General features: G+C 67.8%; 28 protein-coding genes. 15 read left to right on the top strand and 13 right to left on the bottom strand.

Annotated elements, in window-relative coordinates:
• Positions 1-2: 2 nt before the first annotated feature.
• Positions 3-449 (top strand): TM2 domain-containing protein, encoded by a 447-nt coding sequence (locus tag ACEN9N_RS03295; protein WP_007831313.1) that lies wholly within the window; start codon positions 3-5, stop codon positions 447-449.
• A gap of 3 nt (positions 450-452) precedes the next feature.
• On the opposite strand, the gene ACEN9N_RS03290 is transcribed toward ACEN9N_RS03295, so the two are convergent.
• The 5 genes from ACEN9N_RS03290 to hda form a co-directional block, all read right to left on the bottom strand.
• Positions 453-1,463 (bottom strand): inorganic phosphate transporter, encoded by a 1,011-nt coding sequence (locus tag ACEN9N_RS03290; protein ID WP_007831314.1) that lies wholly within the window; start codon positions 1,461-1,463, stop codon positions 453-455.
• Between the two features lie 14 nt (positions 1,464-1,477).
• Positions 1,478-2,122, bottom strand: coding sequence for a DUF47 domain-containing protein (locus tag ACEN9N_RS03285; RefSeq protein ID WP_007831315.1), 645 nt, complete (start codon positions 2,120-2,122; stop codon positions 1,478-1,480).
• A gap of 126 nt (positions 2,123-2,248) precedes the next feature.
• Positions 2,249-2,860 carry a 2-amino-4-hydroxy-6-hydroxymethyldihydropteridine diphosphokinase gene (folK, locus tag ACEN9N_RS03280; protein WP_007831320.1) on the bottom strand — a complete coding sequence of 204 codons (612 nt, stop codon included), beginning with the start codon at positions 2,858-2,860 and terminating at the stop codon, positions 2,249-2,251.
• The gene (gene pcnB / locus ACEN9N_RS03275) at positions 2,857-4,455 is read right to left on the bottom strand and encodes a polynucleotide adenylyltransferase PcnB (RefSeq protein ID WP_413313482.1); all 1,599 of its coding nucleotides are present in this window, start codon (positions 4,453-4,455) and stop codon (positions 2,857-2,859) included. Before pcnB ends, folK begins: the two co-directional genes overlap by 4 nt.
• A gap of 26 nt (positions 4,456-4,481) precedes the next feature.
• On the bottom strand, positions 4,482-5,168 hold the full coding sequence (gene hda, locus ACEN9N_RS03270; RefSeq protein ID WP_495655347.1) for a DnaA regulatory inactivator Hda: 687 nt from the start codon (positions 5,166-5,168) through the stop codon (positions 4,482-4,484).
• Positions 5,169-5,308: 140 nt separating this feature from the next.
• Between hda and purM the strand changes: the two genes are divergently transcribed.
• The 5 genes from purM to ACEN9N_RS03245 all read left to right on the top strand — a co-directional run bounded on the left by purM (position 5,309) and on the right by ACEN9N_RS03245 (position 9,756).
• Entirely contained in the window at positions 5,309-6,349 is a 1,041-nt protein-coding gene (gene purM / locus ACEN9N_RS03265; protein WP_007831326.1) for a phosphoribosylformylglycinamidine cyclo-ligase, read from the top strand.
• A gap of 50 nt (positions 6,350-6,399) precedes the next feature.
• On the top strand, positions 6,400-7,482 hold the full coding sequence (locus tag ACEN9N_RS03260) for an AI-2E family transporter (protein ID WP_007831328.1): 1,083 nt from the start codon (positions 6,400-6,402) through the stop codon (positions 7,480-7,482).
• 119 nt (positions 7,483-7,601) lie between these two features.
• Entirely contained in the window at positions 7,602-8,174 is a 573-nt protein-coding gene (locus ACEN9N_RS03255) for a cysteine hydrolase family protein (protein ID WP_495655346.1), read from the top strand.
• Complete coding sequence (locus tag ACEN9N_RS03250; RefSeq protein WP_413313487.1) at positions 8,171-8,791, top strand: DJ-1/PfpI family protein; 621 nt, start codon at positions 8,171-8,173, stop codon at positions 8,789-8,791. The genes ACEN9N_RS03255 and ACEN9N_RS03250 overlap by 4 nt, the downstream gene beginning before the upstream one ends.
• Complete coding sequence (locus ACEN9N_RS03245) at positions 8,755-9,756, top strand: GlxA family transcriptional regulator (RefSeq protein WP_007831333.1); 1,002 nt, start codon at positions 8,755-8,757, stop codon at positions 9,754-9,756. Before ACEN9N_RS03250 ends, ACEN9N_RS03245 begins: the two co-directional genes overlap by 37 nt.
• Before the next feature lie 28 nt (positions 9,757-9,784).
• Here the strand turns inward: ACEN9N_RS03245 and ACEN9N_RS03240 are convergent, their stop codons facing one another.
• The 7 genes from ACEN9N_RS03240 to murJ form a co-directional block, all read right to left on the bottom strand.
• Positions 9,785-11,392, bottom strand: coding sequence for a M14 family metallopeptidase (locus ACEN9N_RS03240; RefSeq protein WP_495655345.1), 1,608 nt, complete (start codon positions 11,390-11,392; stop codon positions 9,785-9,787).
• 47 nt (positions 11,393-11,439) lie between these two features.
• Positions 11,440-12,738: an RNA polymerase sigma factor gene (locus ACEN9N_RS03235; protein WP_495655344.1), complete on the bottom strand. Its 1,299-nt coding sequence runs from the start codon at positions 12,736-12,738 to the stop codon at positions 11,440-11,442.
• Positions 12,735-13,160, bottom strand: coding sequence for a YciI family protein (locus ACEN9N_RS03230; protein ID WP_495655343.1), 426 nt, complete (start codon positions 13,158-13,160; stop codon positions 12,735-12,737). The genes ACEN9N_RS03235 and ACEN9N_RS03230 overlap by 4 nt, the downstream gene beginning before the upstream one ends.
• Positions 13,161-13,207: 47 nt before the next feature.
• Positions 13,208-13,639 carry a YciI family protein gene (locus ACEN9N_RS03225; RefSeq protein WP_413313495.1) on the bottom strand — a complete coding sequence of 144 codons (432 nt, stop codon included), beginning with the start codon at positions 13,637-13,639 and terminating at the stop codon, positions 13,208-13,210.
• A gap of 142 nt (positions 13,640-13,781) precedes the next feature.
• Positions 13,782-14,210 carry a bleomycin resistance protein gene (locus tag ACEN9N_RS03220; protein WP_495655342.1) on the bottom strand — a complete coding sequence of 143 codons (429 nt, stop codon included), beginning with the start codon at positions 14,208-14,210 and terminating at the stop codon, positions 13,782-13,784.
• Position 14,211: 1 nt separating this feature from the next.
• On the bottom strand, positions 14,212-15,063 hold the full coding sequence (locus ACEN9N_RS03215; RefSeq protein WP_007831342.1) for a SirB1 family protein: 852 nt from the start codon (positions 15,061-15,063) through the stop codon (positions 14,212-14,214).
• A gap of 74 nt (positions 15,064-15,137) precedes the next feature.
• On the bottom strand, positions 15,138-16,691 hold the full coding sequence (gene murJ / locus ACEN9N_RS03210; protein ID WP_495655341.1) for a murein biosynthesis integral membrane protein MurJ: 1,554 nt from the start codon (positions 16,689-16,691) through the stop codon (positions 15,138-15,140).
• Between the two features lie 119 nt (positions 16,692-16,810).
• Here murJ and rpsT point away from each other — a divergent pair, with 119 nt between their 5' ends.
• Positions 16,811-17,125, top strand: a complete 315-nt coding sequence (gene rpsT, locus ACEN9N_RS03205; RefSeq protein ID WP_007831346.1) for a 30S ribosomal protein S20 — start codon at positions 16,811-16,813, stop codon at positions 17,123-17,125.
• 147 nt (positions 17,126-17,272) lie between these two features.
• On the opposite strand, the gene ACEN9N_RS03200 is transcribed toward rpsT, so the two are convergent.
• Positions 17,273-17,596, bottom strand: coding sequence for a DUF3579 domain-containing protein (locus tag ACEN9N_RS03200; protein ID WP_007831348.1), 324 nt, complete (start codon positions 17,594-17,596; stop codon positions 17,273-17,275).
• A gap of 161 nt (positions 17,597-17,757) precedes the next feature.
• Here ACEN9N_RS03200 and ACEN9N_RS03195 point away from each other — a divergent pair, with 161 nt between their 5' ends.
• The 8 genes from ACEN9N_RS03195 to ACEN9N_RS03160 all read left to right on the top strand — a co-directional run bounded on the left by ACEN9N_RS03195 (position 17,758) and on the right by ACEN9N_RS03160 (position 25,073).
• Positions 17,758-18,966: an aspartate aminotransferase family protein gene (locus ACEN9N_RS03195; protein ID WP_007831350.1), complete on the top strand. Its 1,209-nt coding sequence runs from the start codon at positions 17,758-17,760 to the stop codon at positions 18,964-18,966.
• A complete protein-coding gene (argF, locus tag ACEN9N_RS03190; RefSeq protein ID WP_007831352.1) occupies positions 18,963-19,928 on the top strand; it encodes an ornithine carbamoyltransferase in 966 nt (321 codons plus the stop codon). Before ACEN9N_RS03195 ends, argF begins: the two co-directional genes overlap by 4 nt.
• Before the next feature lie 124 nt (positions 19,929-20,052).
• Positions 20,053-20,367 (top strand): YkgJ family cysteine cluster protein, encoded by a 315-nt coding sequence (locus ACEN9N_RS03185; RefSeq protein WP_413313502.1) that lies wholly within the window; start codon positions 20,053-20,055, stop codon positions 20,365-20,367.
• A gap of 74 nt (positions 20,368-20,441) precedes the next feature.
• The gene (kynB, locus tag ACEN9N_RS03180) at positions 20,442-21,095 is read left to right on the top strand and encodes an arylformamidase (protein ID WP_413313503.1); all 654 of its coding nucleotides are present in this window, start codon (positions 20,442-20,444) and stop codon (positions 21,093-21,095) included.
• Between the two features lie 10 nt (positions 21,096-21,105).
• The gene (kynU, locus tag ACEN9N_RS03175; protein WP_495655340.1) at positions 21,106-22,383 is read left to right on the top strand and encodes a kynureninase; all 1,278 of its coding nucleotides are present in this window, start codon (positions 21,106-21,108) and stop codon (positions 22,381-22,383) included.
• Between the two features lie 13 nt (positions 22,384-22,396).
• Entirely contained in the window at positions 22,397-22,882 is a 486-nt protein-coding gene (locus ACEN9N_RS03170; RefSeq protein WP_413313507.1) for a hypothetical protein, read from the top strand.
• Positions 22,883-22,898: 16 nt separating this feature from the next.
• A complete protein-coding gene (kynA, locus tag ACEN9N_RS03165; protein WP_007831360.1) occupies positions 22,899-23,735 on the top strand; it encodes a tryptophan 2,3-dioxygenase in 837 nt (278 codons plus the stop codon).
• Between the two features lie 99 nt (positions 23,736-23,834).
• Positions 23,835-25,073 carry an SMI1/KNR4 family protein gene (locus tag ACEN9N_RS03160; protein WP_413313508.1) on the top strand — a complete coding sequence of 413 codons (1,239 nt, stop codon included), beginning with the start codon at positions 23,835-23,837 and terminating at the stop codon, positions 25,071-25,073.
• The last annotated feature ends 11 nt before the right edge of the window (positions 25,074-25,084 follow it).

Here is a 25,084-nt window from a genome sequence, read left to right as displayed (position 1 = left end):
GAATGAAAAACAAGACCACCGCCGCCTGGCTCTCTTTCCTCGGCGGCCCGCTGGGTCTGCACCGCTTCTACCTGCGCGGCATGGGCGACTGGCTCGGCTGGCTGCTGCCCATTCCCACGGCACTGGGCATCTACGGCATAGAGCGCGTGCGCATGTACGGCGTGGACGACGGGCTGAGCTGGGCGCTGATCCCGCTGCTGGGTTTCACCATCGCAGGCTGCGCGCTGACGGCCATCGTCTATGGCCTGATGACGCCCGAGAAATGGAACACCCGCTACAACGCCGGCGCCTCTGCCGACGCCGAACCTGGCCGCACGAACTGGTTCACCATCGGTGCAGTGGTGCTGGCCCTTTTCTTCGGCAGCACGATCCTGATGGCCAGCATCGTGTTCAGCTTCCAACGCTACTTCGAACACCAGATCGAAGAGGGCCGGAAAATCTCCCAGTAGCCGTCAGAACACCTGCAGGCTGATCCAGTAGGCGATTGCGGCGACGAAGGCCGAAGCGGGGATCGTGAAGATCCACGCCCACACGATGTTGCCCGCCACGCCCCAGCGCACCGCGCTGGCGCGCTGTGCGGAACCCACGCCGACGATGGCGCCGGTGATCGTGTGCGTGGTCGACACCGGGATGCCCAGCGCCGTCGCCAGGAACAGCGTCAGCGCCCCGCCCGTCTCGGCGCAGAAGCCGCCGACCGGCTTGAGCTTGGTGATCTTCTGGCCCATCGTCTTCACGATGCGCCAGCCGCCGAACATGGTGCCCAGTGCGATCGCGGTATAGCAGCTCACGATGGTCCAGGTCGGCGGGTTCGCGTCCCCGGCGTTGGCATAGCCGGTAGCGATCAGCAGCATCCAGATGATGCCGATGGTCTTCTGCGCATCGTTGCCGCCGTGGCCCAGGCTGTAGGCGCCGGCCGAAACCAGCTGCAGCCGCCGGAACCAGCGGTCCACCCGCGAAGGCGTGGCACGCCGGAAGCCCCAGGCGACCAGCACCATCATCATCGAGCCCAGCACGAAGCCGAGCAGCGGCGAAACGAAGATGAAAGCGACTGTCTTCCAGATGCCCGCGGCGACCAGCCCGCTGGTGCCGGTCTTGGAGATCACCGCGCCCACGATGCCGCCGATCAGTGCGTGCGACGAGCTGCTCGGGATGCCGTAGTACCAGGTCACGAGGTTCCAGCTGATGGCGCCGACGAGCGCGCCGAACACCACGTGCACGTCGACCACTCCCGGCTGGGCAATGCCCTTGCCCACGGTGGCCGCCACGCTCAGGTGGAAGATGAAGATCGCGATCAGGTTGAAGAAGGCCGCGAACACCACGGCCTGCCCCGGCTTGAGCACCCCGGTGGACACCACCGTCGCGATCGAATTGGCGGCATCGTGGAACCCGTTCATGAAGTCGAACAGGATCGCGAGCACGACCAGCACTATCACCACCCAGAGGGCGACCTGAACCGTTGCCATCGGTCGCTACCCGCTCAGGAATTCTCGAGGACGATGCCCTCGATCACATTGGCCACGTCCTCGCACTTGTCGGTGATCGTTTCCAGCAGCTCGTAGATCGCCTTGAGCTTGATCACTTCGCGCACGTCGGGCTCCTCGCGGAACAACTTGCTCATGGCGCTGCGCATCACGCGGTCGGCGTCCGACTCGAGGCGGTCGATTTCCTCGCAGGTCTTCAGCGTGGCCTCGGCCACGGCCGGGTCGGCGATCTTGCCGAGGAACTTGACGGCGTCCTTCAGGCGGTCGCAGCACTTCACGCTCAGGGCCGTGAGGCGCACGATCTCTTCGGTCATGTGGCGCACGTCGTACAGCGCCATGGTCTCGGCGGAGTCCTGGATCAGGTCGGCCACGTCGTCCATCGTGTTGATGAGCTTGTGGATCTGCTCGCGGTCGATGGGTGTGATGAAGGTCTTGTGGATCAGCCGGTTGACGTCGTGCGTCACGCGGTCGGCGGCTCGCTCGGCGTTGTCGACGTCGCGGTTGTACTGCTCGCGCAGGTGCACGTCGTTGTAGTTGGCGACCAGTTGCTCGAACGCGCGCGCTGCCTCGACGATGCGCTCGGCGTGCTGGTTGAACATCTCAAAAAAATTCCCCTCGCGGGGCAGCAGCTTGCCGAACATGGCGCTCTCCTGGGATCTCGGGTCTCGCCCAGCCACAAACGTGTGACGGAGTCGTGAAAAACCGCGCAAGTGTAATGGGAGCCCGGAACCGGACCGCTGCGCCGGGGTTCCAGGCCAGTTGCCCGGTCAGTTCCGGATGCGTTCGATCACCTGGCCCGACACACGGGCCAGCGCAGCGCGCGGCACCTTGTCGGGCGCGATCTCGGCCAGCGGCTTCAGCACGAAGGCGCGGTCACGCATGCGGGGGTGCGGCAGGGTCAGCTCGGGCGTGTCCATCACCGAATTGCCGTGCATCAGCAGGTCGAGATCGAGCGTGCGCGGCGCGTTGGGAAAAGCCCGCTCGCGCCCGGCCTGCGTCTCGAGACGCTGCAGGGCGACGAGCAGCTGCTCGGCGTCGAGCCCGGTGCGCAAGGCCACCACGGCGTTGATGAAATCGGGGCCCGTGGCATCGACCGGCGCGCTGCGATAGAGCGACGAGCGGGCCGTCACCTGGGTTCGCTGCAATGCGCCCAGAGCATCCATGGCCGCCTTGACGGCCGCCTGGGCATCGCCGAGGTTGGCGCCGATGGCGACGAAAGCCTGCACGGTCGGATAGTCCTCCCGCACGCGGCCCGGGGAACGCGTGGGCGCTCGCCGAGCCGCGGGCGCGCCCTTGGCACCCGCGGGCCTGGCCCCTGCCGGCTTGCCCGTGGGGGCGCCGCTTTTCTTGCCGTCCTTCGGCTTGCCGGACGCGCTCATGCGCCTGCGGCGCTCTCGCCGCCTCCACCCGCGGAACGCGGCTTGCGGCGACGCCGGCGTTTGCGCGGCACGGCCTCGCCATCGGGCGGCACGGCGCCGGCTTCGACTTCGACCTCGTCCTCGGCGTCCGAATCGGCGTCCTGGCGCGCCACCGGCACGCTGCGCGGCTTCGGCGGCGGGGTTTCGCGCACCCGCACGCGCTGGCGCACTTTCTGCTCTTCGCGCACCTGCTCCAGCAGGTCCTGCCGGCGCACGTCGTCGGCGATGCTGAACTCCTGCCACCACTCGGCAATCGCCTCGCCGACTTCACCCACGTCGGCGCGCAGGCGCATGAAGTCGAAGGCGGCGCGGAAGCGCGCCTGCTCGACCAGGCTGTAGGGCGTGGAGCCGGTGCGCTTGTCGAAGCGCGGCTGCATCATCCAGATCTCGCGCATGTCGGCGGCCAGCTTGCCGCGGCCCGAGACATCGCCGATACGGGCGTTGAACACGTCGTCGATGGCGTCCTGCAACGCCGGGAACGGCGGTTGCGCGCGCTGGCCGTGCCGGCCCTCCTGGCGCTGGGCCCAGCCGTCGCGCACGTCGGCCCACAGCACGCAGGCCAGCAGGAAGCTGGGCGCCACGGGCTTGCCTTCGCCGACGCGGCGGTCGGTGTCCTGCAGGGCCGCCTTCACGAAGGGCTGGTCAGCGCGCTCGACCACCACGTCGAGCAGCGGGTAGATGCCACGGGCCAGGCCGAGCTTGTTCAGTTGCTCGACCGTCGCGACGGCGTGGCCGGTCTGCAGCAGCTTGAGCATCTCGTCGAACAGGCGGCTCTGCGGCACGTCGGCCAGCAGCCTGCTCGATTCGACCAGTGGAGCCGCCGTCTTGGCTTCCATCTTGAAGCCCAGCGCGGCGAGCTTGGCCGAGAAGCGGATGGCGCGAATGATGCGCACCGGGTCTTCGCGGTACCGCGTGGCCGGGTCGCCGATCATCCGCAGCGTGAGCTTCTGGGCGTCCTTGATGCCGTTGTGATAGTCGACCACGACCTGGTTGGCCGGGTCGTAGTACATCGCGTTGACGGTGAAGTCGCGGCGCGCCGCGTCTTCTTCCTGCGGACCCCAGACGTTGTCGCGCAGCACCCGGCCGCTGGCGTCCACGGCGTGTTTCATGCTCGCGAGCTCGCCCTTGCTGGTGCGCTCGTTGCCTGCAACCTGCTCGGCGGCGGCGTTGTCCATGTAGGCGCGGAAAGTCGAAACCTCGATCACCTCGTGCTCGCGCCCACGGCCGTACACCACGTGCACGATGCGAAAGCGCCGCCCGATGATGAAGGCGCGACGAAACAGCGACTTGACCTGCTCGGGCGTGGCGTTGGTTGCCACGTCGAAGTCTTTCGGTCGCAGCCCCAGCAGCAGGTCGCGCACCGCGCCGCCCACCACGTAGGCCTCGTAGCCGGCCTGCTGCAACGTGGTGACCACGTTCTTCGCGCGTTCGTCGACCAGGGCCGGATCGATCTTGTGAACCTCTGCCGGCACCTCCTGGCGCTTGCCGAAGCGGCTCTTGCCCTGTGCGCCGCCGGCGTTCTTGCCGAGCAGCTTGTCGATGAATTTCTTGATCATTGTTGGTTGGAAGCCTTGTTCGCTCTTTATTCGTTCTCGAGCATGGAGCGGATCAGCGGAATGGTGATCGCGCGTTGCGTCTGCAGGGCATAGCCGTCGAGCTGCGTGAGCAGCTCCATCAGGCTGCCGAGGTCGCGGCTGAAGCGGTGCAGCATGTAGTCGAGCACTTCGTCGGACAGCATCACGCCGCGCGCATCGGCGGCTTGGCGCAGCACCGCGCGGCGTTCGCTTTCGCTCAGCACCTGCAAGTGGAACACGTGGCCCCAGCCGAGGCGGGTGCGCAGGTCTTCGCGCAGCGGCAGGTCGGCCGGCGGCAGGGCGCCGGCGGCGACCACGCCGCGCTGCAGGGTCTGGGCGTTGACGAACCAGTTGAAGGCCGCGTGCTGCTGCACGGCGGTATAGAGGTGGACGTCGTCGAGCAGCACGGCGCCCCAGCGCTCGTCGAACTCGGGCGGCTCCAGCAGGCCGGCGTGCAGCCAGCCCACGCTGGCGCCCTGCTCGCGCAGTGCGACACGCACCGATTCGAGCAGATGGGTCTTGCCGCTGCCGCCTTCGCCCCACAAGTAGGTAGGCACCGGCGAGTGCAGCGCAGGGCTGCCGGCGCCGCCCACCCACACTTGCAGGTGCCGCAGCGCCGCCTCGTTGGGGCCGGCAAAAAAGGCCTCGAAGCTGGGGCCCGTCGCAATGCCGATATCGAGCGCGAGCTGTTTCATCCCGGGAAGGTTCATGGAGGGGGCCGCGAGGGCCCTTAAAATCGTGAGGAATTCTATCGGCCCGGCCAACATGGTTACCGGAGCCGCCTTCCGCTCCTACTCTCCGCATCCTTTCGCGTCCCTCCCGACCTCGACCACCCATGACCTCCTCCACGCCCACCCCGCTCAGCTACAAGGACGCCGGTGTCGACATCGATGCCGGCGACGCGCTGGTCGATCGCATCAAGCCGCTGGCCAAGAAAACCCTGCGCGAGGGCGTGCTGGCCGGCATCGGCGGCTTCGGCGCCCTGTTCGAGGTGCCCAAGCGCTACAAGGAGCCAGTGCTGGTGAGCGGCACCGACGGCGTGGGCACCAAGCTCAAGCTGGCTTTCGAATGGAACATGCACGACACGGTCGGCATCGACCTCGTGGCCATGAGCGTCAACGACGTGCTGGTGCAGGGCGCCGAGCCCCTGTTCTTCCTCGACTACTTCGCCTGCGGCAAGCTCGAAGTCGACACGGCCGCGGCCGTCATCGGCGGCATCGCGCGCGGCTGCGAGCTGTCGGGCTGCGCCCTCATCGGCGGCGAAACCGCTGAAATGCCCGGCATGTACCCGGCCGGCGAATACGACCTCGCGGGCTTCGCGGTCGGCGCGGTCGAGAAGTCGAAGATCCTCACGGGCCAGAACGTCAAGCCCGGCGACGTGGTGCTGGGCCTGGCCTCGGCCGGCGTGCATTCCAATGGTTTCAGCCTCGTGCGCAAGGTGATCGAGCGTGCCGGCGCCGATTTGCCCGCCACGCTCGACGGCAAGCCCTTCCGCCAAGCCGTGATGGAACCCACCCACCTCTACGTGAAGCCGGTGCTCGAGGCGCTGGCCAAGCATCCGATCAAGGCGCTGGCCCACATCACCGGCGGCGGCCTGCTCGAGAACATCCCGCGCGTGCTGCCCGAAGGCACAGCCGCCCACCTCAAGAAGGGCAGCTGGCCGCAGACGGAGCTGTTCGCCTGGCTGCAGAAGGTGGCCGGCATCGACGACATCGAGATGAACCGCACCTTCAATAACGGCATCGGCATGGTCGTGGTGATCGATGCGGCAGAAGCCGCCGCCTGCGCGGCCACGCTGCGCGCCGCTGGCGAATCGGTGCACGAGATCGGCGTGATCGCCGCGCGCGGCGAAGGCGCCGCGGTGGTCGTCGGCTGAGCGGCGGCCGCACCTTCCACTTTTCCGAACAGAGCGCCTGACACCCCCGGATGGCCAAGAAGCCGCAACCCGTCACCACCGCCGTTCCGACGGTCCCCATCCACCGCGCCACGGCCTCGCGCGGCGTGACGATCGCAAGCTACCTGCTGATGCTGGGAACGCTGATGCTGGTGATGTGGGAGCACCTGCTGCCAGGATTGCTCTGCGTATGCATCGGCTTCCTGGCCACGCGGTGGTTCGCGCGGCTGCTGGCTGGCGACACGCGGCGCAATCCGGCCCCCAGCCAGCGCACCGACGGCTGGGCCCGCGTGCTGGCCGTCGTCGTCGTGCTGGTGGGGCCGATTGCGCTGATCACGCTGCTGCTGTCGCAGGCCCGCGAATACATCGTCGACGCGCCCGATCAGTACCGCGAGCTGCTCGACTACACGGCGCGCACGGTGCTCGAGCTGCGCTCCAAGCTGCCGGTCGAGATCGCGGTCTACCTGCCCGAGGGCGCCGCCGAAATCCAGCGCGTGATCGCCAACTACCTGCGCGCGCAGGCCGGTTCGCTCGCCGTGGCCGGGCGGGCCTGGCTGCACGGCATCCTGTTTTCGTACGTGGGCCTGATCGTGGGCAGCCTGGCCGCCGTGTCGCACGCGCCGCTGCGCCGGATGCCGCTGGCCGAGCAGCTGCACCAGCGCGTGCAGACCTTCGGCGAGGCCTTCGGCCAGATCGTGGCGGCCCAGTTCTGGATTGCGGCCTTCAACACGCTGCTGACCGCCATCTTCCTGCTGTTCGTCATGCCGCTGTGGGGCGCGCACCTGCCGTACACGCCGGCGCTCATCACCCTCACCTTCCTGGCCGGACTGGTGCCGATCGTGGGCAACCTGGTCTGCAACTCGGTGATCACGCTGGTGGGCCTCTCGGTGTCGCCGGTCACGGCGCTGGCCTGCCTGATCTTCCTGATCGTGATCCACAAGGCCGAGTACGTCATCAACGCCAAGGTGGTCGGCGCGCGCACGCAGATGAGCGTGTGGGAGCTGCTGGCCGTGATGTTCGTGGCCGAGGCGGTGTTCGGGCCGGCCGGGCTGGTGGCGGCGCCGCTGTACTACGCGTACCTGAAGAAAGAGCTGCAGGCGGCGGCGCTGGTCTGAAAAGACGGTACCCAGCGATGTCCTGATCTGATCGATTCTGGTCCGCTCCCGAACGGACCCTGGGCTGGCAACACACAAGAATAGGCGCATCATTCATTCCGCCCTTGCGAGCCACCGCCATGAAAACCTGTCTGATTGTGATTGACGCCCAGGCGTCGTTTCGCCAGCGCCCCTACTGGGACGAACGCCAGGCCGCTCCCTACCTCGCCGCGCAGAACACGCTCATCGCAGGCTGCGCCGCTGCCGGCACGCCGATCGTGCGGATCTTCCACGTCGACGAACCGGCCGACGCGAGCAATCCCTTCGCGGTCGAATCGGGCCACATCCGGCCCATAGAAGGCCTGGCTGATTTCGAGGCCGCGGCCACCTTCACCAAGCACCGCCACAGCGCGCTGGTCAACAGCGGACTGGACATCTGGCTCACGCAGAACGGCATCGGCCGGCTCATCGTGAGCGGCATCCGCACCGAGCAATGCTGTGAAACCACCACACGCCACGCCTCGGACCTGGGCTGGAAAGTCGACTACGTGACCGACGCCACCCTCACCTTCGACATGACCCAGCCCGACGGCCGGCCGCTGGCCGCCGCCGACATCAAGGCGCGCACCGCCACCGTGCTGCACGGCCGGTTCGCGACGGTCTGCAGCGTGGCGCAGGCGCTGGAACGCGCCGGCGCGGAGGCAAGCGCATGAGCCTGCGCGTGCTGATCCTGGCCTACGACGGCGTCGAAGCACTCGACTTTGCCGGTCCCTTCGAGGTGTTCACCACCGCCAGCCGCGTCAGCCAACGGATGCAGCCCGGCACGGCCGCGCCGTTCGAGGTGGCCCCGGTCGCACAGGCATCGCCCGTGCAGGCGCGCGCGGGCCTTCGCCTGCTGGCCGACCAAACGCTCGAAGGCAGCCCGAAAGCCGACGTATTGATCGTTCCCGGCGGCGTGGTCGATGTGCCGATGGCCAGCCCCGACACCTTGCGCTGGATCGCGAAAAGCGCAGCCGACGCGCAGCTCGTGGCATCGGTCTGCACCGGCGCCTTCCTGCTCGCGAAGAGCGGCGTGGCCACGCACCAAGCGGTCACCACGCACTGGGAAGACATCGCCGACCTGCGCGCGCAGTTTCCGCGACTCGATGTGCGCGAAGGCGTGCGCTGGGTCGACAGCGGCCGCATCGTCAGCTCGGCCGGCATCAGCGCGGGCATAGACATGAGCCTGCACCTGGTCGAACGCCTGGCCGGACGCGAACTGGCCGAGCGCACCGCGCGCCAGATGGACTACGCATGGACCCACAACAGCAGCAACAGCCCATCCGCGTAGTCTTCGCGCTCCTGCCCGGCAGCCTGGTGCTCGACTGGGCCGGGCCGGCCGAGGCCCTGCGCATCGCCAACCAGCGGCTGCGCGCAACGGGCCAGCCTGAGCGCTTCACGCTCGAGTTCGCGAGCCCCCGGCCCGATTCCCTCAGCTCGGTCGGCGTTGCGCTCACCGGGCTGGCGTCGCTGCCCACGCGGTGGGACGGCCCGGCCTGGGTAGTGCTGGTCGGCCTGCCCGGGAACAGCATCGCCATCGACAATCCCGAGGCGCAAGACCTGTTGCACTGGCTGCGCGGCCTGCGCTTCGAGCGCAGCCGGCTGGAGCTGGTGACGATCTGCGCCGGCGCCGTGCTTGCGGCGCATGCCGGCGCGCTCGCGGGCCGACGCGCCACCACACACCACCATCACCTGGACGAACTGCGCACGGTGGAGCCACGCTGCGACGTGGTGGCCAACCGCGTCTTCGTGATCGACCCGCCGCTCTACAGCAGCGCGGGCGTCACGACCGGCATCGACCTCGTGCTGCACCGCATCGGCGAGATTTGCGGCGAAGCCCTCGCGGCCCAGGTGGCGCAGACCATGGTGGTGGCGCTGCGGCGCGGCCCGAACGATCCGGAGCTGTCGCCCTTTCTCGCCTACCGCAACCATCTGCATGCCGCGCTGCACCGGGTGCAGGACGCGGTCAGCGAACAGCCTCAGGCCGAGTGGAGCGTGCCGCGCATGGCGGAGGTGGCGCACACCTCGGCGCGGCATCTCACGCGCCTGTTCGTCGAGCATGCGGGCGTGGCGCCGCTGGCGTACCTGCGCCGGCTGCGGCTGGCGGCCGCGCAACTGGCGCTGGCCTCGGGTGCGAACGTCACGCGAGCGGCGGAACTGTCGGGCTTCGGCTCCGATACGCAGTTGCGTCGCGCGTGGCACCAGTTCGGCTTGCCGGGTTCGCCGTCCGAGGCGAATACGCCGCTGAAAACCTGACGGGTGTTCGGGCTGCGCCCCGGGGCGCTCAGTGCCAGACGCCCGCAGGCGCGGGGCCGGTCACGCGCAGCAGCTTGTCGTCGCCGATCTCCAGCAGGCGGTTGGCCGCATAGCTGTTCTGCGAATCGGGCTCCAGCGCGGCGCTGACCAAGGGCGACAGCGGCTGCGCCAGCGACACATAGAAGCTGCCCGGCGGCATCACGGCACGCCCCATCCTTGGCCGCACGCGGAAGGTGCGGATCGCCTCGCCGTCCTCGATGGCGCCGCGCGCGTCCTGGCGCTGGCCGTCGCTCTGCGACAGGATCTCGTAGCGCTCGACCTGCCACGGCGCGGCGCTGTCGATGCGCTCGACGCGCACGCCCAGCATCTGCAGGCGCTGCACGGCCACCGTTTCACTGGCCGCCAGCAGATAGCCGCACGGGCGCGGGCGCGCATTGGCGACCTTCAGCGGCTCGGCCGCGCGCCACTCGACGTCGACCGCCTTTTCTTCCCCGCTCTTCTCGTCGAGAAAGTCCAGGCGCTGGCGCGTCGTCGTCTGCCAGGCCTCGACCACGAGGTCTCCGTGGCAGGCGTCGGCCTTGGCGCGCTGGCCGGCCTGCGCGGTGAGCTGCATCAGCGCCGGGCCCTGGCGCGCCGCCGTCTCGATGACGGTGGTGGCGGCCAGCACCTGCGTGTACACGCGACGGGCGAAATGCGCGCGGCCCAGCCCCACGCCCCGCACTTCCAGCAGCAGGCTCACGGCCTGATGCAGGCCGCTCACATTGCGGCCGGTGTCGGGCTGCACACCGCCCATCGAGACGGTGCGGTCGGCGCTCTTGCCGCCAGAAGTGGTGTGGTACTTGAAGCCCTGCAGCCCCGCCTGCGTGAACGCGGCCTGGACGGCGTCGATGTAGTCGCGCTGCGCGCTCACGGCAATGGCGGCGTCGAGGTTGCCCACGGTGGCGGGCTGCAGCAGGCCGTCGTACTTCATGACCGCGCCGAACTTGTCGATCCAGCGGCCGCCGACGGTGAACTCGTGCAGGTCGAGCACCACCTGCGGCCGAAAGCGCAGGGTGGCGGCCGCGATCGAGCGGGCCTCGGGCGTACGCAGCAACAGGTGGTCGCGGTTCACGTCGATGCCGTTGGCGGTGACGCGGGTGAAGTGCTCCGCGCCGTCAGGGTTGCCGCGCGGCAGCAGGACGAGGTTCACCTTCTGCAGCAGCGCCGCGCCCGGCCCGCTGGCGAACTGCTGCGCCAGGGCCAGCACCGCTTCGCCGCCGGCTGGCTCGTTGCCGTGTTGCTGGCCGATCACCATGACGGTGGGCCGCGCAGGATCGACGCGGCCCTGGTCGGCAAGCAGCACCAGCGGCATCTCGCGCCCCTGTTGCGACACGCCCAGGCGTTCGACGCGCACGTTCGGCGACTGGCGCGCCAGGTCATCGAGAAAGGCCAGCACCTCGGCGTGCGAAGCGAAATCGGTGCGGCCGGCGCGAAAGCCCGGCGTGGCGTAGCTCACGGGCGGATCGGGAAAGCGCGCCGCGATGGCCGGCGGTTCGACCCACACCTTGGCAGGATCGAACTGGGCACAGGCCGATGCGGCCGACAGCAAGGTCAGGCCAAGGATGCACAGGAAACGGAAGGCAGGGGTGCGGCGCATGGCGCGCATTTTCCTCTCGCCCAGGCTGCCGCAGCTTCGGCAGGCGCTCAGTTCAGGGTGCACGCCCGCGCACGTGCCAGCAGGAGCGCCCGTTCGCGCGTGTTGCGGGTGAGCGAAGCCGCGCGATCGAATTCCTTGCGCGCCTCGTCGCGGCGGCCGAGCTTGAAGAGCAGGTCGCCGCGCACGGTCGGCAGCAGGTGGTAGCCCTGCAGTGCCGGCTCGCCCGTGAGCGCGTCCACAACCTCCAGCCCCGCGGCCGGCCCGAACGCCATCGACAGCGCCACCGCACGGTTGAGTTCGACGATGGGCGACGGCGTGAGCTCGGCCAGCGCGTCGTAGAGCGCGGCGATGCGGCCCCAGTCGGTCTCGTCGGCGGTGCGCGCGCGGCCGTGGCAGGCGGCGATGGCCGCCTGCAGCGCATAGGGGCCGAGCGCGCCGCCGAGCGACTCGGCGCGCGTGAGCGCCGCGAGGCCGCGGCGGATCAGCATCTGGTCCCAGCGCGCCCGGTTCTGTTCGAGCAGCAGCACCGGTTCGCCCGAGGCACCCACACGCGCGGCGGTGCGGGAGGCCTGGATTTCCATCAGCGCCACGAGGCCGTGCACTTCGGATTCGCCGGGCACCAGCTCGGCCACGATGCGGCCCAGGCGCATCGCTTCGTCGCACAGCGCCGGACGCATCCAGTCGTCGCCGGCGGTGGCCGAATAGCCTTCGTTGAAGATCAGATAGAGCACTTCGAGCACCGAGGCGAGCCGTGCCTCGAGCTCGTGCCGGCGCGGCACCTCGAAAGGCACGCGCGCCTCGGCCAGCGTGCGCTTGGCGCGCACGATGCGCTGCGCCACGGTGGCTTCGGGCACGAGGAAGGCGCGAGCGATCTCGCCGGTGGTGAGGCCGCCCATCAGCCGCAGCGTGAGCGCCACGCGCGCCTCGGTCGACAGCACCGGGTGACAGGCGGTGAACACCAGGCGCAGCAGGTCGTCGCCGATGTCGTCGTCGAGCGCGGCATCGACCGCCTCGGCGAAATCGTGCTGCGCCATGTCGTGCCGGGCGTCGAGTTCGCGGCCGATCTCGCCGGCCTTGCATTCGGCCAGTTGCAGGTGGCGCAGGCGGTCGAGGGCGCGGCGCTTGGCCACTGCCGTGAGCCAGGCCGCCGGGTTGTCGGGCACGCCCGATTCGCTCCATTGCTCGAGGGCGGAGACCAGCGCGTCCTGGGCCAGCTCTTCGGCCAGCCCCACGTCGCGCACCATGCGCGCGACAGTGGCGATGATCTTCGCGGACTCGATGCGCCATACCGCCTCGATGGTGCGGCGGATGGCGGCGGTGTCCGCGCGGCCCTCGCCGTGGCTCATGCGCCGGTCTTCTTCACCGTCTGCATCGACGTGAATTCGGTGGCCACGGCCTGCACGTCGGCCGGGAAGTCGCCGATCTCCTGGATCTGGCGCACCTCGATGACCTCGTTGTCGCCGCCCGGGCAGCGGCTGGCCCATTCGATGGCGGCGGCGCGCGAGGGCACGTCGATGATCCAGAAGCCGCCGAGCACTTCCTTCGCCTCGGCAAAGGGGCCGTCGACCACGGTGGGCTTGCGGTCCTTGAAGCTCACGCGCGCGCCCATCGAGGGGGGATGCAGGCCGTCGCAGCTGATCAGCACGCCGGCTTTCTGCAGCGACTGGTTGTAGGCCATCATGGCCGACACCGCCTCGACGTCGTCGGGCATGGTGCCGGGCGCGGCGGTTTCGTAGCCGTGGGGAATCATCAGCAGCATGAATCGCATGGTGCGTCTCCTTGGGTAGGTCCGGTTGCGTTGTGCTGGCGGCCGCTTCAGCCGCCGGCCTTGGCGCGGGCCTCGGTCTCGGCCCGCAGGCGGTCTTCCTGGGCGAGCAGCTCGGGCGTCATCGAGTCGCCGAAGTCGGCCGCCTCGAACACCTGGCGGATCTCGATCTCGCCTTCCTGGAACGGGCTGCGCTTGATCCATTCGATGGCTTCTTCCTTGGACTTGCACTGGAACAACCAGAAGCCGGCCAGCAGCTCCTTGGTCTCGGCGAAGGGGCCGTCGATGACGGTGCGCTTGGCCGGACCCTCGCAGCGCACGCGCACCCCCTTGGAGCTGGGGTGCAGGCCTTCGCCAGCCAGCAGCACGCCGGCCTTGACCAGTTCCTCGTTGAACTTGCCCATGGCGGTGAGGATTTCGGTGCTGGGCATCACGCCGGCTTCGGAATCGGCGTTGGCCTTGACCAGAATCATGAATCGCATGTCGTTTCTCCTGAAGGTTGATGAGCTTGGGAGCGGCTCGATGGAATTTGCCTGCTCCTGTTCACACGTCGGACGAGCGGAAGACGGATCGACACGCTCGCGTCGATCTATTTGTAATTTTGTGCTTCAGAAACTCGAGGCTTCAGGGCAGGTAGCCGCAGAAGCGCAACACATGCCCGTCGGGCTCGCGGATCGCGAATTCGCGCAGGCCCCAAGGCTGGGAGACCGGCGGCTCGATGATCGTCACGCCGCGCTTCATGTAAGCGGCATGCAGCCCGTCAATGTCCTTGCCCACGTGGATCACGATTTCGCCGCGCCAAGGTTTGGCCTCGCGCGCGTTGCACTGCCACAGCCGCAGGTAGACCGGGTCGCCGTAGCTGCGGTCGCCCTTCTTCACGCGGGCGTAGCTGGGCGGCTCTCCCGCGATGAAATCGAGCTCGAAGCCCAGCACGTCGCGAAACCAGCGCGCGGCGCGCGAGACATCCGACACCGGCAGCACCGGCTGAACGCCATGGAATTCATGCAGGGTGCCCAGATCGGGCGCCGGGCTCACACCGGCCTTCGCGTCCATTTCAATTGGCCGTGCGGCGAAGGGTTGCGACGCGCTCGGCAATCGCGTCGATGTCGAGGGCGTCCTCGGCCTTCGCCAGGTAGGTTTCCAGGTCGCGCACGGCCTGCGTCGTGTTGCCCTGTTCGGCGTGCGCGACGCCGCGGTCGCGGTACTCGCCCCAGGCGCTGGGCAGCAGCGCGATCAGGCGGTCCTGCACGGCGATGACGCGCTGCCAGTCTTCCTGCGCGTGATGCACTTCCTTCAGGTTGCGCAGCATGCGGGCGATGATTTCGCGCGGACTGGCAGGCTGCAGGTACAGGCCCAGCGGCACGTCGAAATCGCCGACGAGGCCGTTGCTGCGCTTGTAGGGCTCGAGCCGCTCGCCCAGTTCCTCGCGCGACAGCGACTTGCCGGTGAAGGGATCGATCACCACCTGCCCCTTGGGCAGCGTCACCTTGAGCATGAAATGCCCCGGAAAGCCGATGCCGCGCGCCTGCAGGCCCAGGCCCTGCGCCAGCTCCATCCACAGCACGGCCAGCGAGATCGGAATGCCGCGGCGGGTGCGCAGCACGGCGTTCAGGTAGCTGTTGTCGGGGTCGTAGTAGTCGTTGACGTTGCCGCCGAAGCTCAGGTCGTTGAAGAAGAACTGGTTCAGGGCGCGCAGGCGGGCCAGTGGCGCGGCGTCGGCCGGCAGGCGGCGCTTGAGGCGGGCGAGGAGTTGGTCGACATCGCCCAGCACCTGCTGCACATCGAGTTCGGGGTATTCGTCCTGCGCCAGGCTGGCGGCCGCTTCGAGCAGCGGAAAGTGATCGTCGCTGCAGACCAGCGATTCGAAATACTCCAGTGCGGTGGGAACCTGAAAGCTGAACGTCATGTGTCTTTGTAGAGGAGCCCGCCAGGTGCGTCAAGGCGGGACACGTGCGGATTGCGGCGCCTGCGCGCGAGGGTTCAGCGGCGAACGAAGCTGCGCAGCCGCACACCCACCGCCGCCAGCACGGCGAAATAGAGCAGCGCGGCGCCGGCGATCAGCGCGGCGAGCAGGCCGATGCGCAGCAGGCGCTGGTCGCGCAGAGCGATCCAGTCGAAATGCGCCGAGCCCCAGACCAACAGGCCCGCCAGCACCAGCGTGCCGGCCAGCACCTGCAGCGCGAACCTGCCCCAGCCCGGCTCGGGCCTGTAGCTGCCGCGGCGCACCAGGCCGACCAGCAGCCACGTCGAGTTGACCAGCGCGCCGATGGCGATGGTCAGGGTCAGCGCCGCGTGCTGCAGCACCGGCACCAGGAAGATGTTGAGGATCTGCGTCAGCACCAGCACGCCCACGGCGATGAGCATCGGCGTGCGCGTGTCGTGCTTGGCGTAGTAGCCGGGTGCCAGCACCTTCACGGCCACGATGCCGACCAGCCCGACGCCGTAGCCCATCAGCGCCAGGGTGGTGCGGCCCACGTCCTCTCCCGAGTAGGCGCCGTTGTGGAAGAGCACCGCCACCAGCGGTTTTGCGAACAGCAGCAAGGCGACGGCGCACGGCGCCGACAGCAGCACCACGAGGCGCAGGCCCCAGTCGAGCAGCGAGGAATAGCGCGCGTCGTCCTTGGCGGCGCGGGCGCCGGCCAGCTGCGGCATCAGCACCACGCCGAGGGCGACGCCGAGCATCGCGGTGGGAAACTCCATCAGCCGGTCGGCGTTGGTGATCCAGGTGACGCTGCCCACCGCCAGGTGGGAGGCGATCTGCGTGTTGATGAGCAGCGATATCTGCGCCACGCTCACACCCAGCAGCGCGGGCAGCATCAGCCTGAGCACCTTGCGCGTGTTCGGGTCGGTCCAGGCGGTGCGCAGCGACCGAAGGCTGGTTCCCACGCGCGGCATCAGCCCCAGCTTGCGCAGTGCCGGCATCTGCAGCGCAAGCTGCAGCACGCCGCCCACCATCACGCCCACGCACTGTGCATAGATCGGCTCGATGCCCCAGTGCCGGAAAAGCGGCGCCCCGACCAGAATCGACAGGATCAGCGCCACGTTGAGCAGCACCGGCGAGGCCGCCGGCACCGCGAACTTGCGCCAGGTGTTGAGAATGCCGCCCGCCAGCGCCACCAGCGACATGAAGCCGATGTACGGGAACATCCAACGCGTCATGACGATGGCGGCGTCGAAGCCGGGCAGCCCGCTGGCCATGGCCCAGACCAGCAGGGGCGCGCCGGCCACGCCTGCCACGCAGACGATCAGCAGCGTCCAGGTCAACAGCGTGGCAACGTGGTCGATGAGCTGCCTGGCGCCCTCCTCCCCGGCTTCGGCCTTGCGCGCGGCCAGCACCGGCACGAAGGCCTGGCTGAAGGCGCCTTCGCCGAAGACCCGCCGGAACAGGTTGGGGATGCGGAATGCGACGTTGAACGCGTCGGTCAGCGCGCTGACGCCGAAAACCGAGGCAAACAGCACGTCGCGCACGAGGCCCGTGATCCGCGAGGCGAGGGTCAGCAGGGAGACGGTGGAGGCGGATTTGAGCAGGGACACGGGGGCCGAGTGTAGGGCCCGCCAAACCCCTGAAACGGGCCGATTCGGCGGAAAAGGCAACCCGGCCTATAATCGAGGGCTTTGCTGCATCATCCTCAGACACCTAAGGAACATTAAATATGGCATCCGCCAAGCCCAAGAAGAAGAACCCGCGCCTCGCCTCCGGCCGTAAGCGCGTCCGCCAGGACACCAAGCTCAACGCTGCGAACACCTCGCTGCGCTCCAAATACCGTACCGCTGTCAAGAACGTCGAAAAGGCTGTTCTGGCTGGCGACAAGACCAAGGCAAGCGAACTGTTCGCGAAGGCCCAGAGCATCGTCGACACCGTCGCCGACAAGGGCATCTTCCACAAGAACAAGGCCGCCCGCGACAAGAGCCGCCTGTCGGCCAAGGTCAAGGCCCTCGCCCTGGCGCCTGAAAAGGCCGCCGCCTGACACCTGTCAGGCAAGCCCGGATCGGAATCCTCCGGTCCGCCGTTTGATCGGGGTGCGCTGCAGCAAAGTGTAAAAAACCGCCTTCGGGCGGTTTTTTCATGCCCGGCTGGTTCATGAAACCAGGGGATGGACAAGAAAAAAGGCCGGTCAGGCCTTTGGGGGTGGGGTGTCGGGAACCAGACAGGCTTCGGCGACCTGCAGATCGTTGTCCTTGGCGAAATTCACACAGAAGTCCCAAGCCATGGGCTCGGCGTCGCGCAGCGCTCGGTTCACGACCACGCACTTCACGCCATTGATGGTCGTCGGCACGCACCAGGGCGAATAGCTCAGGTAGCTGCCCGGAAAGGCGCCGCCGGGGCGAAAAGAGCTCATGACGCCGGCCAGGCGCTCGGCCCAATCGCTCGGGCGAAAGGTCCGGCCATCCTTGGTAATTCCCTGGATGAAGATTTCTTTGGCAGTGGAGGAAATCATCGTTGAATGAGGCGACCGGAGCAGGTGCTGCGGTGCAGCAAGCGATTCTATCCGCGGCACTTTTTGCATCCTGAACACGGGGCATTGCTGTAATGCGCAATCCTCAACGAAGCCGTCAAACCGCACGCCTAGAATCCGCGTTCCCTATCTGGAGAACCCGAATGAGCGCTACCGCCCAGCCCACCTCGCCCCACGTCATGAACACCTACGGTCGCCTGCCGATCGCGCTGTCGCACGGCCAGGGCTGCCGAGTCTGGGACACCACGGGCAAGGCCTATATCGACGGCCTCGGCGGTATCGCAGTGAACACCCTGGGCCACAACCACCCCGAGCTGGTGCCCGCCCTGCAGGACCAGCTGACCAAGCTGATCCACAGTTCCAACTACTACCACGTGACCGGCCAGGAGCAGCTCGCCACCAAGCTGACCGAAATCTCGGGGCTCACCAACGCGTTCTTCTGCTGCACGGGTCTCGAAGCCAACGAAGCCGCATTGAAGCTGGCCCGCAAGTTCGGCCATGACAAGGGCATCGAGCGCCCCGAGATCGTCGTCTACGAAGCCGCCTTCCACGGCCGCAGCATCGCCACCCTCTCGGCCACCGGCAATCCCAAGGTGCAGGCCGGCTTCGGCCCGCTGGTCGAGGGCTTCATCCGCGTGCCGCTGAACGACATCGAGGCACTGAAGAAGGCCACCGAAGGCAACCCCAATGTTGTGGCCGTGTTCTTCGAAACCATCCAGGGCGAAGGCGGCATCAACCCGATGCGCTGGGAATACCTGAAGCAGGTGCGCGCCCTGTGCGACGAGCGCGACTGGCTCATGATGATCGACGAGGTGCAGTGCGGCATGGGCCGCACCGGCAAATGGTTCGCCCACCAGTGGGCGGGCATCAAGCCCGACGTCATGCCGCTGGCCAAGGGCCTGGGCTCGGGCGTGCCGATCGGCGCCGTGGTGGCCGGCCCCAAGGCCGCCAACATCTTCGGGCCCGGCAACCACGGCACCACATTCGGGGGCAACCCGCTCGCGATGCGCGCCGGCATCGAGACCATCCGCATCATGGAAGAGCACCAGCTGCTCGAGAACGCTGCCACCGTGGGCGCCCACCTGAAGGCCGCGCTGGAGCGCGAAATCGGCGGCCTGCCGGGCGTGAAGGAAATCCGCGGACAGGGCCTGATGCTCGGCATCGAGCTCGACCGCCCCTGCGGCGTGATCCTGAACCGCGCCTGCGACGCGGGCCTCCTGCTGAGCGTGACGGCCGACAAGGTGATCCGCCTCGTGCCGCCGCTCATCCTGACCACGGCCGAAGCCGACGAGATCGTCGCCATCCTCGCGCCGATCGTGAAAACCTTCCTGTCGGAGCCTGCAGCGCAATGACGACCGCCGCCACGCCCAACGCCATCCGCCACTACCTGCAGTTCTCGGACTTCACGGCCGACGAATATGCCTACCTCTTCGATCGCATGGCGATCATCAAGAAGAAGTTCAAGACCTACGAGAAGCACCAGCCGCTGGTCGACCGCACGCTGGCCATGATCTTCGAGAAGGCCAGCACGCGCACCCGCGTGAGCTTCGAGGCCGGCATGTACCAGCTCGGCGGCAGCGTGGTGCACCTGACCACCGGCGACAGCCAGCTGGGCCGCGCCGAGCCCATCGAGGACAGCGCCAAGGTCATCAGCCGCATGGTCGACCTCGTGATGATCCGCACGTACGAGCAGACCAAGATCGACGCCTTCGCCGCGCACTCGCGCGTTCCGGTCATCAACGGCCTTACCAACGAATTCCACCCCTGCCAGATCCTCGCGGACATCTTCACCTACATCGAGCACCGCGGTTCGCGCGACGCGGGAGGCGATGCCCTTTCGTGCCTCAAGGGCAAGACCGTGGCCTGGGTCGGCGACGGCAACAACATGGCCAACACCTGGCTGCAGGCGGCCGAGATCCTGGGCTTCACGGTGCACGTGAGCACGCCCAGCGGCTACGAGGTCGACCAGTCGATCGCGGGCATTCGCTCGGGCGACAGCTACAAGGTCTTCCAGGACCCGATGGAGGCCTGCCGCGGCGCCGACCTCGTCACCACCGACGTCTGGACCAGCATGGGCTACGAGGCCGAGAACGAGGCGCGCCGCAAGGCCTTTGCCGACTGGTGCGTCGACGAGGACATGATGCGCATCGCGCAGCCCGACGCCCTCTTCATGCACTGCCTGCCCGCGCACCGCGGCGAGGAAGTGCAGGCCGAAGTAATCGACGGGCCGCAGTCGGTGGTGTGGGACGAGGCCGAGAACCGGCTGCATGCGCAGAAGGCGCTGATGGAGTTCCTGCTCCTCGGCAAGTTATAGGCACTCCCCCAGGTTCCGCGCACTTCGTGCCGCTTCGCCATCCCCCTCGCCGGGGGCAACACCTGCGGCCCCGCAAAGCCGGTTCCGCGGTGTTCCTGAGACAGATCGTCAACTGGGCCTTGCCATGAATGACTGCCAGCAATGCGGCGCCTGCTGCGCCAGCTACCGCGTCGACTTCAGCGTCCATGAGCTCGACGGCAACGGCGGCAAGGTGCCTTCCGGCCTCGCCGTCGAGGTGAACGACGCCATCTGCCGCATGCGCGGCACCGACCACACGCCCATGCGCTGCGCAGCGCTCACCGGCAAGATCGGCCAAGCCGTGGGTTGCGGCATCTACGAATGGCGCCCCAATCCGTGCCACGAGCTGCAGGCCGGCAGCGACGCCTGCGAGCGGGCGCGCGCCCGGCACGGACTGCCCGCGCTGTCGCCGCTTCATTGACAGCTTCAACTCGTCACATAAGGTGTTGGAAATAACCGACACCACGACCGCTCGCCGGGCGCTAACTTCGCGCCATGCGTTCAAAGCAACCCCGCCCCCGAATCTGGGACATTTCGCCGCCCGTGCATGAAGGCACGCCGGTGTTTCCCGGCGATACGCCCTACCAGCAGCGCTGGGCAGCGACCATCTCGCCGGACTGCCCGGTGAACGTCAGCGAGATCAAGCTCTCGCCCCACGTCGGCGCGCACGCCGATGCGCCGCTGCACTACGACCCCGCAGGCCAGACCATCGGCAACGTCGACCTCACGCCCTTCCTCGGCCCCTGCCGCGTGATCCATGCGATCGACAAGGGCCCGCTGATCGAATGGGAGCACATCTCCCACGCCGTCGACAGCAACCTGCCGCAGCGCGTGCTGGTGCGCACCTACACCGCCATGCCGGTGGACCGATGGGACCCTCGGCTTGCCGCCTACGCCCCCGCCACCGTCGAGCGCCTCGCGGCCATGGGCGTGAAGCTCATCGGCATCGACACCGCCAGCATCGACCCGGCCGACAGCAAGACGCTGGAAAGCCACCAACGCATCCGCCGCCTCGACCTGCGCGTGCTCGAGAACCTCGTGCTCGACGACGTTCCCGAGGGCGACTACGAACTCATCGCGCTGCCGCTCAAGCTGGTCAGCGCCGATGCATCTCCCGTTCGCGCGGTCCTGCGCGAACTCCCCCGCTGAAACCTCCAACATGACGACCCTTGCAGACTGCCGCGCGCTAGACGCGCAAGACCCGCTGCGCGCCTTGCGCGACCAATTCACCATTCCCGAGGACGTGCTCTACCTCGACGGCAACTCGCTTGGCGTGATGCCCAAGGCCGCCGCGGCGCGCATCGCCGAAGTCGTGACGAAGGAATGGGGCGAAGGCCTGATCCGCTCGTGGAACACCGCAAGCTGGTTCGACCTGCCGCAACGCCTGGGTGACAAGGTAGCCCGACTGATCGGCGCCGCGCCCGGCGAAGTGGTGTGCACCGACAGCACCTCGGTCAATCTCTACAAGGTGCTGTTCGCTGCGCTGTCGCAGCACAAGGACAGTGGCCGAAAGCTGGTGGTGAGCGAACGCAGCAACTTTCCGACCGACCTCTACATCGCCGAGTCGCTGTGCCGCGAACGCGGCTTCACGCTCAAGCTGATCGATGCGAGCGAACTGCCGGACGTTCTGACCGACGAAGTGGCCGTGCTGATGCTGACGCACGTGAACTACCGCACCGGCGCCATGCACGATATGAAAGCCGTCACCGCCGCCGCGCACGCCGCGGGCGCGCTCACGGTGTGGGACCTCGCTCACAGCGCGGGCGCGGTGCCGGTCGCGCTCAACGAGAGCAACGCCGACTACGCGATCGGCTGCGGCTACAAGTACCTCAACGGCGGCCCCGGCGCACCGGCCTTCGCATGGGTGCACACGAAGCATGCGGGCCAGTTCGAGCAGCCGCTGTCGGGCTGGTGGGGCCACGCGGCGCCCTTCGAGTTCACGCCGCACTATCGCCCGGCCCCAGGCGTCGGGCGGTACCTCTGCGGCACGCAGCCGATCATCGCGCTCGCGGGCCTGGAATGCGGTCTCGACACCGTGCTCGCGGCCGAAGCCTTCAACGGCGATCACGGCGCGATGGCAGCGCTGCGCACGAAGTCGCTCGCGCTGACCGATCTCTTCATCAAGCTGGTGGAAGAACGCTGCGCCGGCCAGGGCCTCTCGCTCATCACCCCACGCGATCACGCCCAACGCGGCTCGCAGGTCTGCCTGAGCCGTGAAGAAGGCGCCTACGCCATCGTGCAGGCGCTGATCGCGCGCGGCGTCATCGGCGACTACCGCGCCGGCGACTCGCAGATGCCCGACATCCTGCGCTTCGGCTTCACGCCGCTGTACATCGGCTTCGAGGACGTGTGGAATTCGGTCGAACACCTCGTGCAGGTGCTCGAGACGGGCGAGTGGAAGCGCGAAGAGTTCAACCGCAAGAACGCCGTCACCTGAGCGGCGCCGCATCATGAAACACGCATTGCTCGCTCTTTCCGCCACGCTGCTGATGGCGGCAGCCCCCGCCCTTGCACAGCAGCCGAACTTCACGCTGCCGCAACTGAAGGCCTTCGTCGTCCTGTCGCCCGACGCCTTCCGCCAGGAGATCAAGCGCCAGGGCTTCTCGTATGCCGACAAGACCGTGACCGACGAGGTCAGCATGATCGAGTACGAGAAGTTCGTCGACGGCCAGACCACGCATCTCATGAAGTCCACCTATGTGGAAAGCCGCGGCAGCGAGAACAGCATCCAGCTCTCGCTGACCGACAAGGCCGCCTTCGATCGCCTCGTGAAGGAAGTGCGCGACGCCGGCTACGCCCCGGCCGAGAAAGGCCGCATCCCGGGCGGCGAAACCTACCAGCAGTTCAAGCGCAAGGACGAAGCCGTGCGCTTCGTCTACCCCAGGAAAGAGTCCGGCATGGGCCTCCCCTCCTACACCGCCGTGGTCTGGCGATGACCAACCAGCAAACATCATGAGCACCGAAAAAATCGTACACGAAGAAAAGGCGCAACTGGACTTCAGCAAGTCCATGAGCTACGGCGACTACCTGCACCTCGACGAGATCCTCAACGCCCAGCACCCGCTATCGCCCGCGCACGACGAGATGCTGTTCATCGTGCAGCACCAGACCAGCGAACTCTGGATGAAGCTCATGCTGCACGAGTTGCGCGCGGCCATCGGCTGCATCGCCGACGAGAAGCTGGCCGACGCCTTCAAGATGCTCGCGCGCGTGAGCCGCATCATGGAACAGCTGGTGAGCGCATGGACCGTGCTCTCGACCATGACGCCGCCCGAGTACACGGCGATGCGCCCCTACCTCGCCAACTCCAGCGGCTTCCAGAGCGCGCAGTACCGCTGCATCGAGTTCGCGCTCGGCAACAAGAACGCCGCCATGCTCAAGCCGCACGCGCACCGTGCCGACCTGCTCGCGCAGGTCGAGGCGGCCTATCGCGCCCCCTCCCTGTACGACGAGTCGCTTCGCCTGCTGGCGCGCCGCGGCCTTCCTGTGCCCGCCGACCGGCTGGAACGCGACTGGACCCAGCCCTACGAGGCGAGCGACGGCGTCGAAGCCGCGTGGCTCACGGTCTACCGGAACCCGCACGATCACTGGGACCTGTACCAGCTCGGCGAAAAGCTCACCGACCTCGAAGATGCATTCCGCCTCTGGCGCTTCCGCCACGTGACGACGGTGGAGCGTGTGATCGGCTTCAAGCGCGGCACCGGCGGCACGGGCGGCGTGAGCTACCTGCGCAAGATGCTCGACGTGGTGCTGTTTCCCGAGATCTGGAAGCTGCGCACCGATCTGTAGGCGCACAAGCCACGCAAACGCCCTAATAAAGCTGGGGTGGTCCGGATTGCTCCGCTGGCGCAAAGCGCTACATTTTTGGAAACAACGGAGGCCCCCGCCATGAACGACATCCGGTTCACACCCGACGAGCTTTCCACCTTGCGCGAACATGGCGTCGTGCTGTTCGCCGACCGCGTGATCTTCGACGCACAGCCGCCGATGCCGCGGCAGCAGATCGATGCCGTGCAAGCCCAGTGCGCGGGCCCGGTCCCCGAAGCGCTGCTCGCGCTGTGGCTGCAGACCGCGGGCGGGCGGCTCGACTACGACCTGTCGCTCGAGATGAACGGCAATCTCGAAGCCATCAGCTGGAACGAGCTGTTCTGGAACGGCAGCGACGGCTACCACGACCTGCAGGGCTGGATCGCGCACGAACTCGAACTGGCCGAGGAAGCCGCGCAGGAAGGCGGCACGGCGTGGAGCGGCAAGCTCACGCACCTGCCTTTCGGCGGCTTCGAATACACCGACCGCATCTACGCGGTGGTGGAGCCCGGCGCCGGGCACGGGCAGGTCATCGCCTGGAAGAAGGGCCTGCCGCCGGCATGGACGCATGCGCTGCACGAAGACAGCGTGAACACCATCGCGCCCGACCTCATGGGTGCCTTCGCGGCTCTGCACCTGGAAGAAGACCCGCTGGCCCCCACGGGCGACTACTTCTCGGGGCAGACGCTGCTCGAATACCTCGACGACCGCCACGAGGAGCACGGACTCGACCTTGACCTGATGGACAAGCTGGTGGCCTTCTATTCCCGTGCCGTGGCCGACTGGCGCTCGCCACTGGCCGCGGGCACGCTGCGCCACCAGCCCTCGCTTGCACGCGTAGCGCTGCGCCATGCCATCGCGACCGACGATGCCGAGCTGGTCGCCGAGCTCGCTGCCGCGGGCGTGGGCTTCGACGGCCCGCTGCAAGGTAGCGCGCTCGCGACCGACGTCGCTGTGGGGCACGGCGCTTTCGCCGCGGCCGCGGCACTGGTGCGTGCGGGTGCGCCGGTGGCGGCCGATGCACTGCGCAACATCGATGGACAGATCGCGCCCGAACTCACGAGCGCGCTGCTGGCCAACGGCGCGGAGCCCAACGTGGCTGCGATCGTCAAGTGCGCGGCCTGCGGTGCGCCCGCGAGCGCGCACCTGATCGCGGATGCCTGTGCGCGGGCGGGCATCGACGTGCAGCCGGCCTTCACCGCGGACCGCGATGCGATGCTGCTCGAACTGAAGACCACGCTCGCCGACAAGCACGGCCACTACCTGGGGCAGGAAGGGCTTGCAGAGCGCATCGAGCACCTGCAGACTTTTCAGCTGTGAAACGAACTCTC

The organism is Variovorax sp. Varisp46 (genome assembly GCF_059491885.1).
This window is presented reverse-complemented; position numbering and strand designations above follow the sequence as displayed.

What these genes read in the sequence shown, in the direction of transcription:
- ACEN9N_RS03160 (WP_413313508.1), top strand. Translation starts at nt 23,835, where the DNA reads ATGAACGACATCCGGTTCACACCCGACGAGCTTTCCACCTTGCGCGAA.
- pcnB (WP_413313482.1), bottom strand. Translation starts at nt 4,455, where the DNA reads ATGATCAAGAAATTCATCGACAAGCTGCTCGGCAAGAACGCCGGCGGC.
- ACEN9N_RS03170 (WP_413313507.1), top strand. Translation starts at nt 22,397, where the DNA reads ATGAAACACGCATTGCTCGCTCTTTCCGCCACGCTGCTGATGGCGGCA.
- kynU (WP_495655340.1), top strand. Translation starts at nt 21,106, where the DNA reads ATGACGACCCTTGCAGACTGCCGCGCGCTAGACGCGCAAGACCCGCTG.
- hda (WP_495655347.1), bottom strand. Translation starts at nt 5,168, where the DNA reads ATGAAACAGCTCGCGCTCGATATCGGCATTGCGACGGGCCCCAGCTTC.
- ACEN9N_RS03225 (WP_413313495.1), bottom strand. Translation starts at nt 13,639, where the DNA reads ATGCGATTCATGATTCTGGTCAAGGCCAACGCCGATTCCGAAGCCGGC.
- ACEN9N_RS03235 (WP_495655344.1), bottom strand. Translation starts at nt 12,738, where the DNA reads ATGAGCCACGGCGAGGGCCGCGCGGACACCGCCGCCATCCGCCGCACC.
- ACEN9N_RS03240 (WP_495655345.1), bottom strand. Translation starts at nt 11,392, where the DNA reads ATGCGCCGCACCCCTGCCTTCCGTTTCCTGTGCATCCTTGGCCTGACC.
- ACEN9N_RS03185 (WP_413313502.1), top strand. Translation starts at nt 20,053, where the DNA reads ATGAATGACTGCCAGCAATGCGGCGCCTGCTGCGCCAGCTACCGCGTC.
- ACEN9N_RS03220 (WP_495655342.1), bottom strand. Translation starts at nt 14,210, where the DNA reads ATGGACGCGAAGGCCGGTGTGAGCCCGGCGCCCGATCTGGGCACCCTG.
- ACEN9N_RS03215 (WP_007831342.1), bottom strand. Translation starts at nt 15,063, where the DNA reads ATGACGTTCAGCTTTCAGGTTCCCACCGCACTGGAGTATTTCGAATCG.
- ACEN9N_RS03260 (WP_007831328.1), top strand. Translation starts at nt 6,400, where the DNA reads ATGGCCAAGAAGCCGCAACCCGTCACCACCGCCGTTCCGACGGTCCCC.
- ACEN9N_RS03290 (WP_007831314.1), bottom strand. Translation starts at nt 1,463, where the DNA reads ATGGCAACGGTTCAGGTCGCCCTCTGGGTGGTGATAGTGCTGGTCGTG.
- purM (WP_007831326.1), top strand. Translation starts at nt 5,309, where the DNA reads ATGACCTCCTCCACGCCCACCCCGCTCAGCTACAAGGACGCCGGTGTC.
- ACEN9N_RS03285 (WP_007831315.1), bottom strand. Translation starts at nt 2,122, where the DNA reads ATGTTCGGCAAGCTGCTGCCCCGCGAGGGGAATTTTTTTGAGATGTTC.
- argF (WP_007831352.1), top strand. Translation starts at nt 18,963, where the DNA reads ATGACGACCGCCGCCACGCCCAACGCCATCCGCCACTACCTGCAGTTC.
- ACEN9N_RS03295 (WP_007831313.1), top strand. Translation starts at nt 3, where the DNA reads ATGAAAAACAAGACCACCGCCGCCTGGCTCTCTTTCCTCGGCGGCCCG.
- ACEN9N_RS03195 (WP_007831350.1), top strand. Translation starts at nt 17,758, where the DNA reads ATGAGCGCTACCGCCCAGCCCACCTCGCCCCACGTCATGAACACCTAC.
- rpsT (WP_007831346.1), top strand. Translation starts at nt 16,811, where the DNA reads ATGGCATCCGCCAAGCCCAAGAAGAAGAACCCGCGCCTCGCCTCCGGC.
- kynB (WP_413313503.1), top strand. Translation starts at nt 20,442, where the DNA reads ATGCGTTCAAAGCAACCCCGCCCCCGAATCTGGGACATTTCGCCGCCC.
- ACEN9N_RS03230 (WP_495655343.1), bottom strand. Translation starts at nt 13,160, where the DNA reads ATGCGATTCATGCTGCTGATGATTCCCCACGGCTACGAAACCGCCGCG.
- kynA (WP_007831360.1), top strand. Translation starts at nt 22,899, where the DNA reads ATGAGCACCGAAAAAATCGTACACGAAGAAAAGGCGCAACTGGACTTC.
- ACEN9N_RS03245 (WP_007831333.1), top strand. Translation starts at nt 8,755, where the DNA reads ATGGACCCACAACAGCAGCAACAGCCCATCCGCGTAGTCTTCGCGCTC.
- ACEN9N_RS03250 (WP_413313487.1), top strand. Translation starts at nt 8,171, where the DNA reads ATGAGCCTGCGCGTGCTGATCCTGGCCTACGACGGCGTCGAAGCACTC.
- ACEN9N_RS03255 (WP_495655346.1), top strand. Translation starts at nt 7,602, where the DNA reads ATGAAAACCTGTCTGATTGTGATTGACGCCCAGGCGTCGTTTCGCCAG.
- folK (WP_007831320.1), bottom strand. Translation starts at nt 2,860, where the DNA reads ATGAGCGCGTCCGGCAAGCCGAAGGACGGCAAGAAAAGCGGCGCCCCC.
- ACEN9N_RS03200 (WP_007831348.1), bottom strand. Translation starts at nt 17,596, where the DNA reads ATGATTTCCTCCACTGCCAAAGAAATCTTCATCCAGGGAATTACCAAG.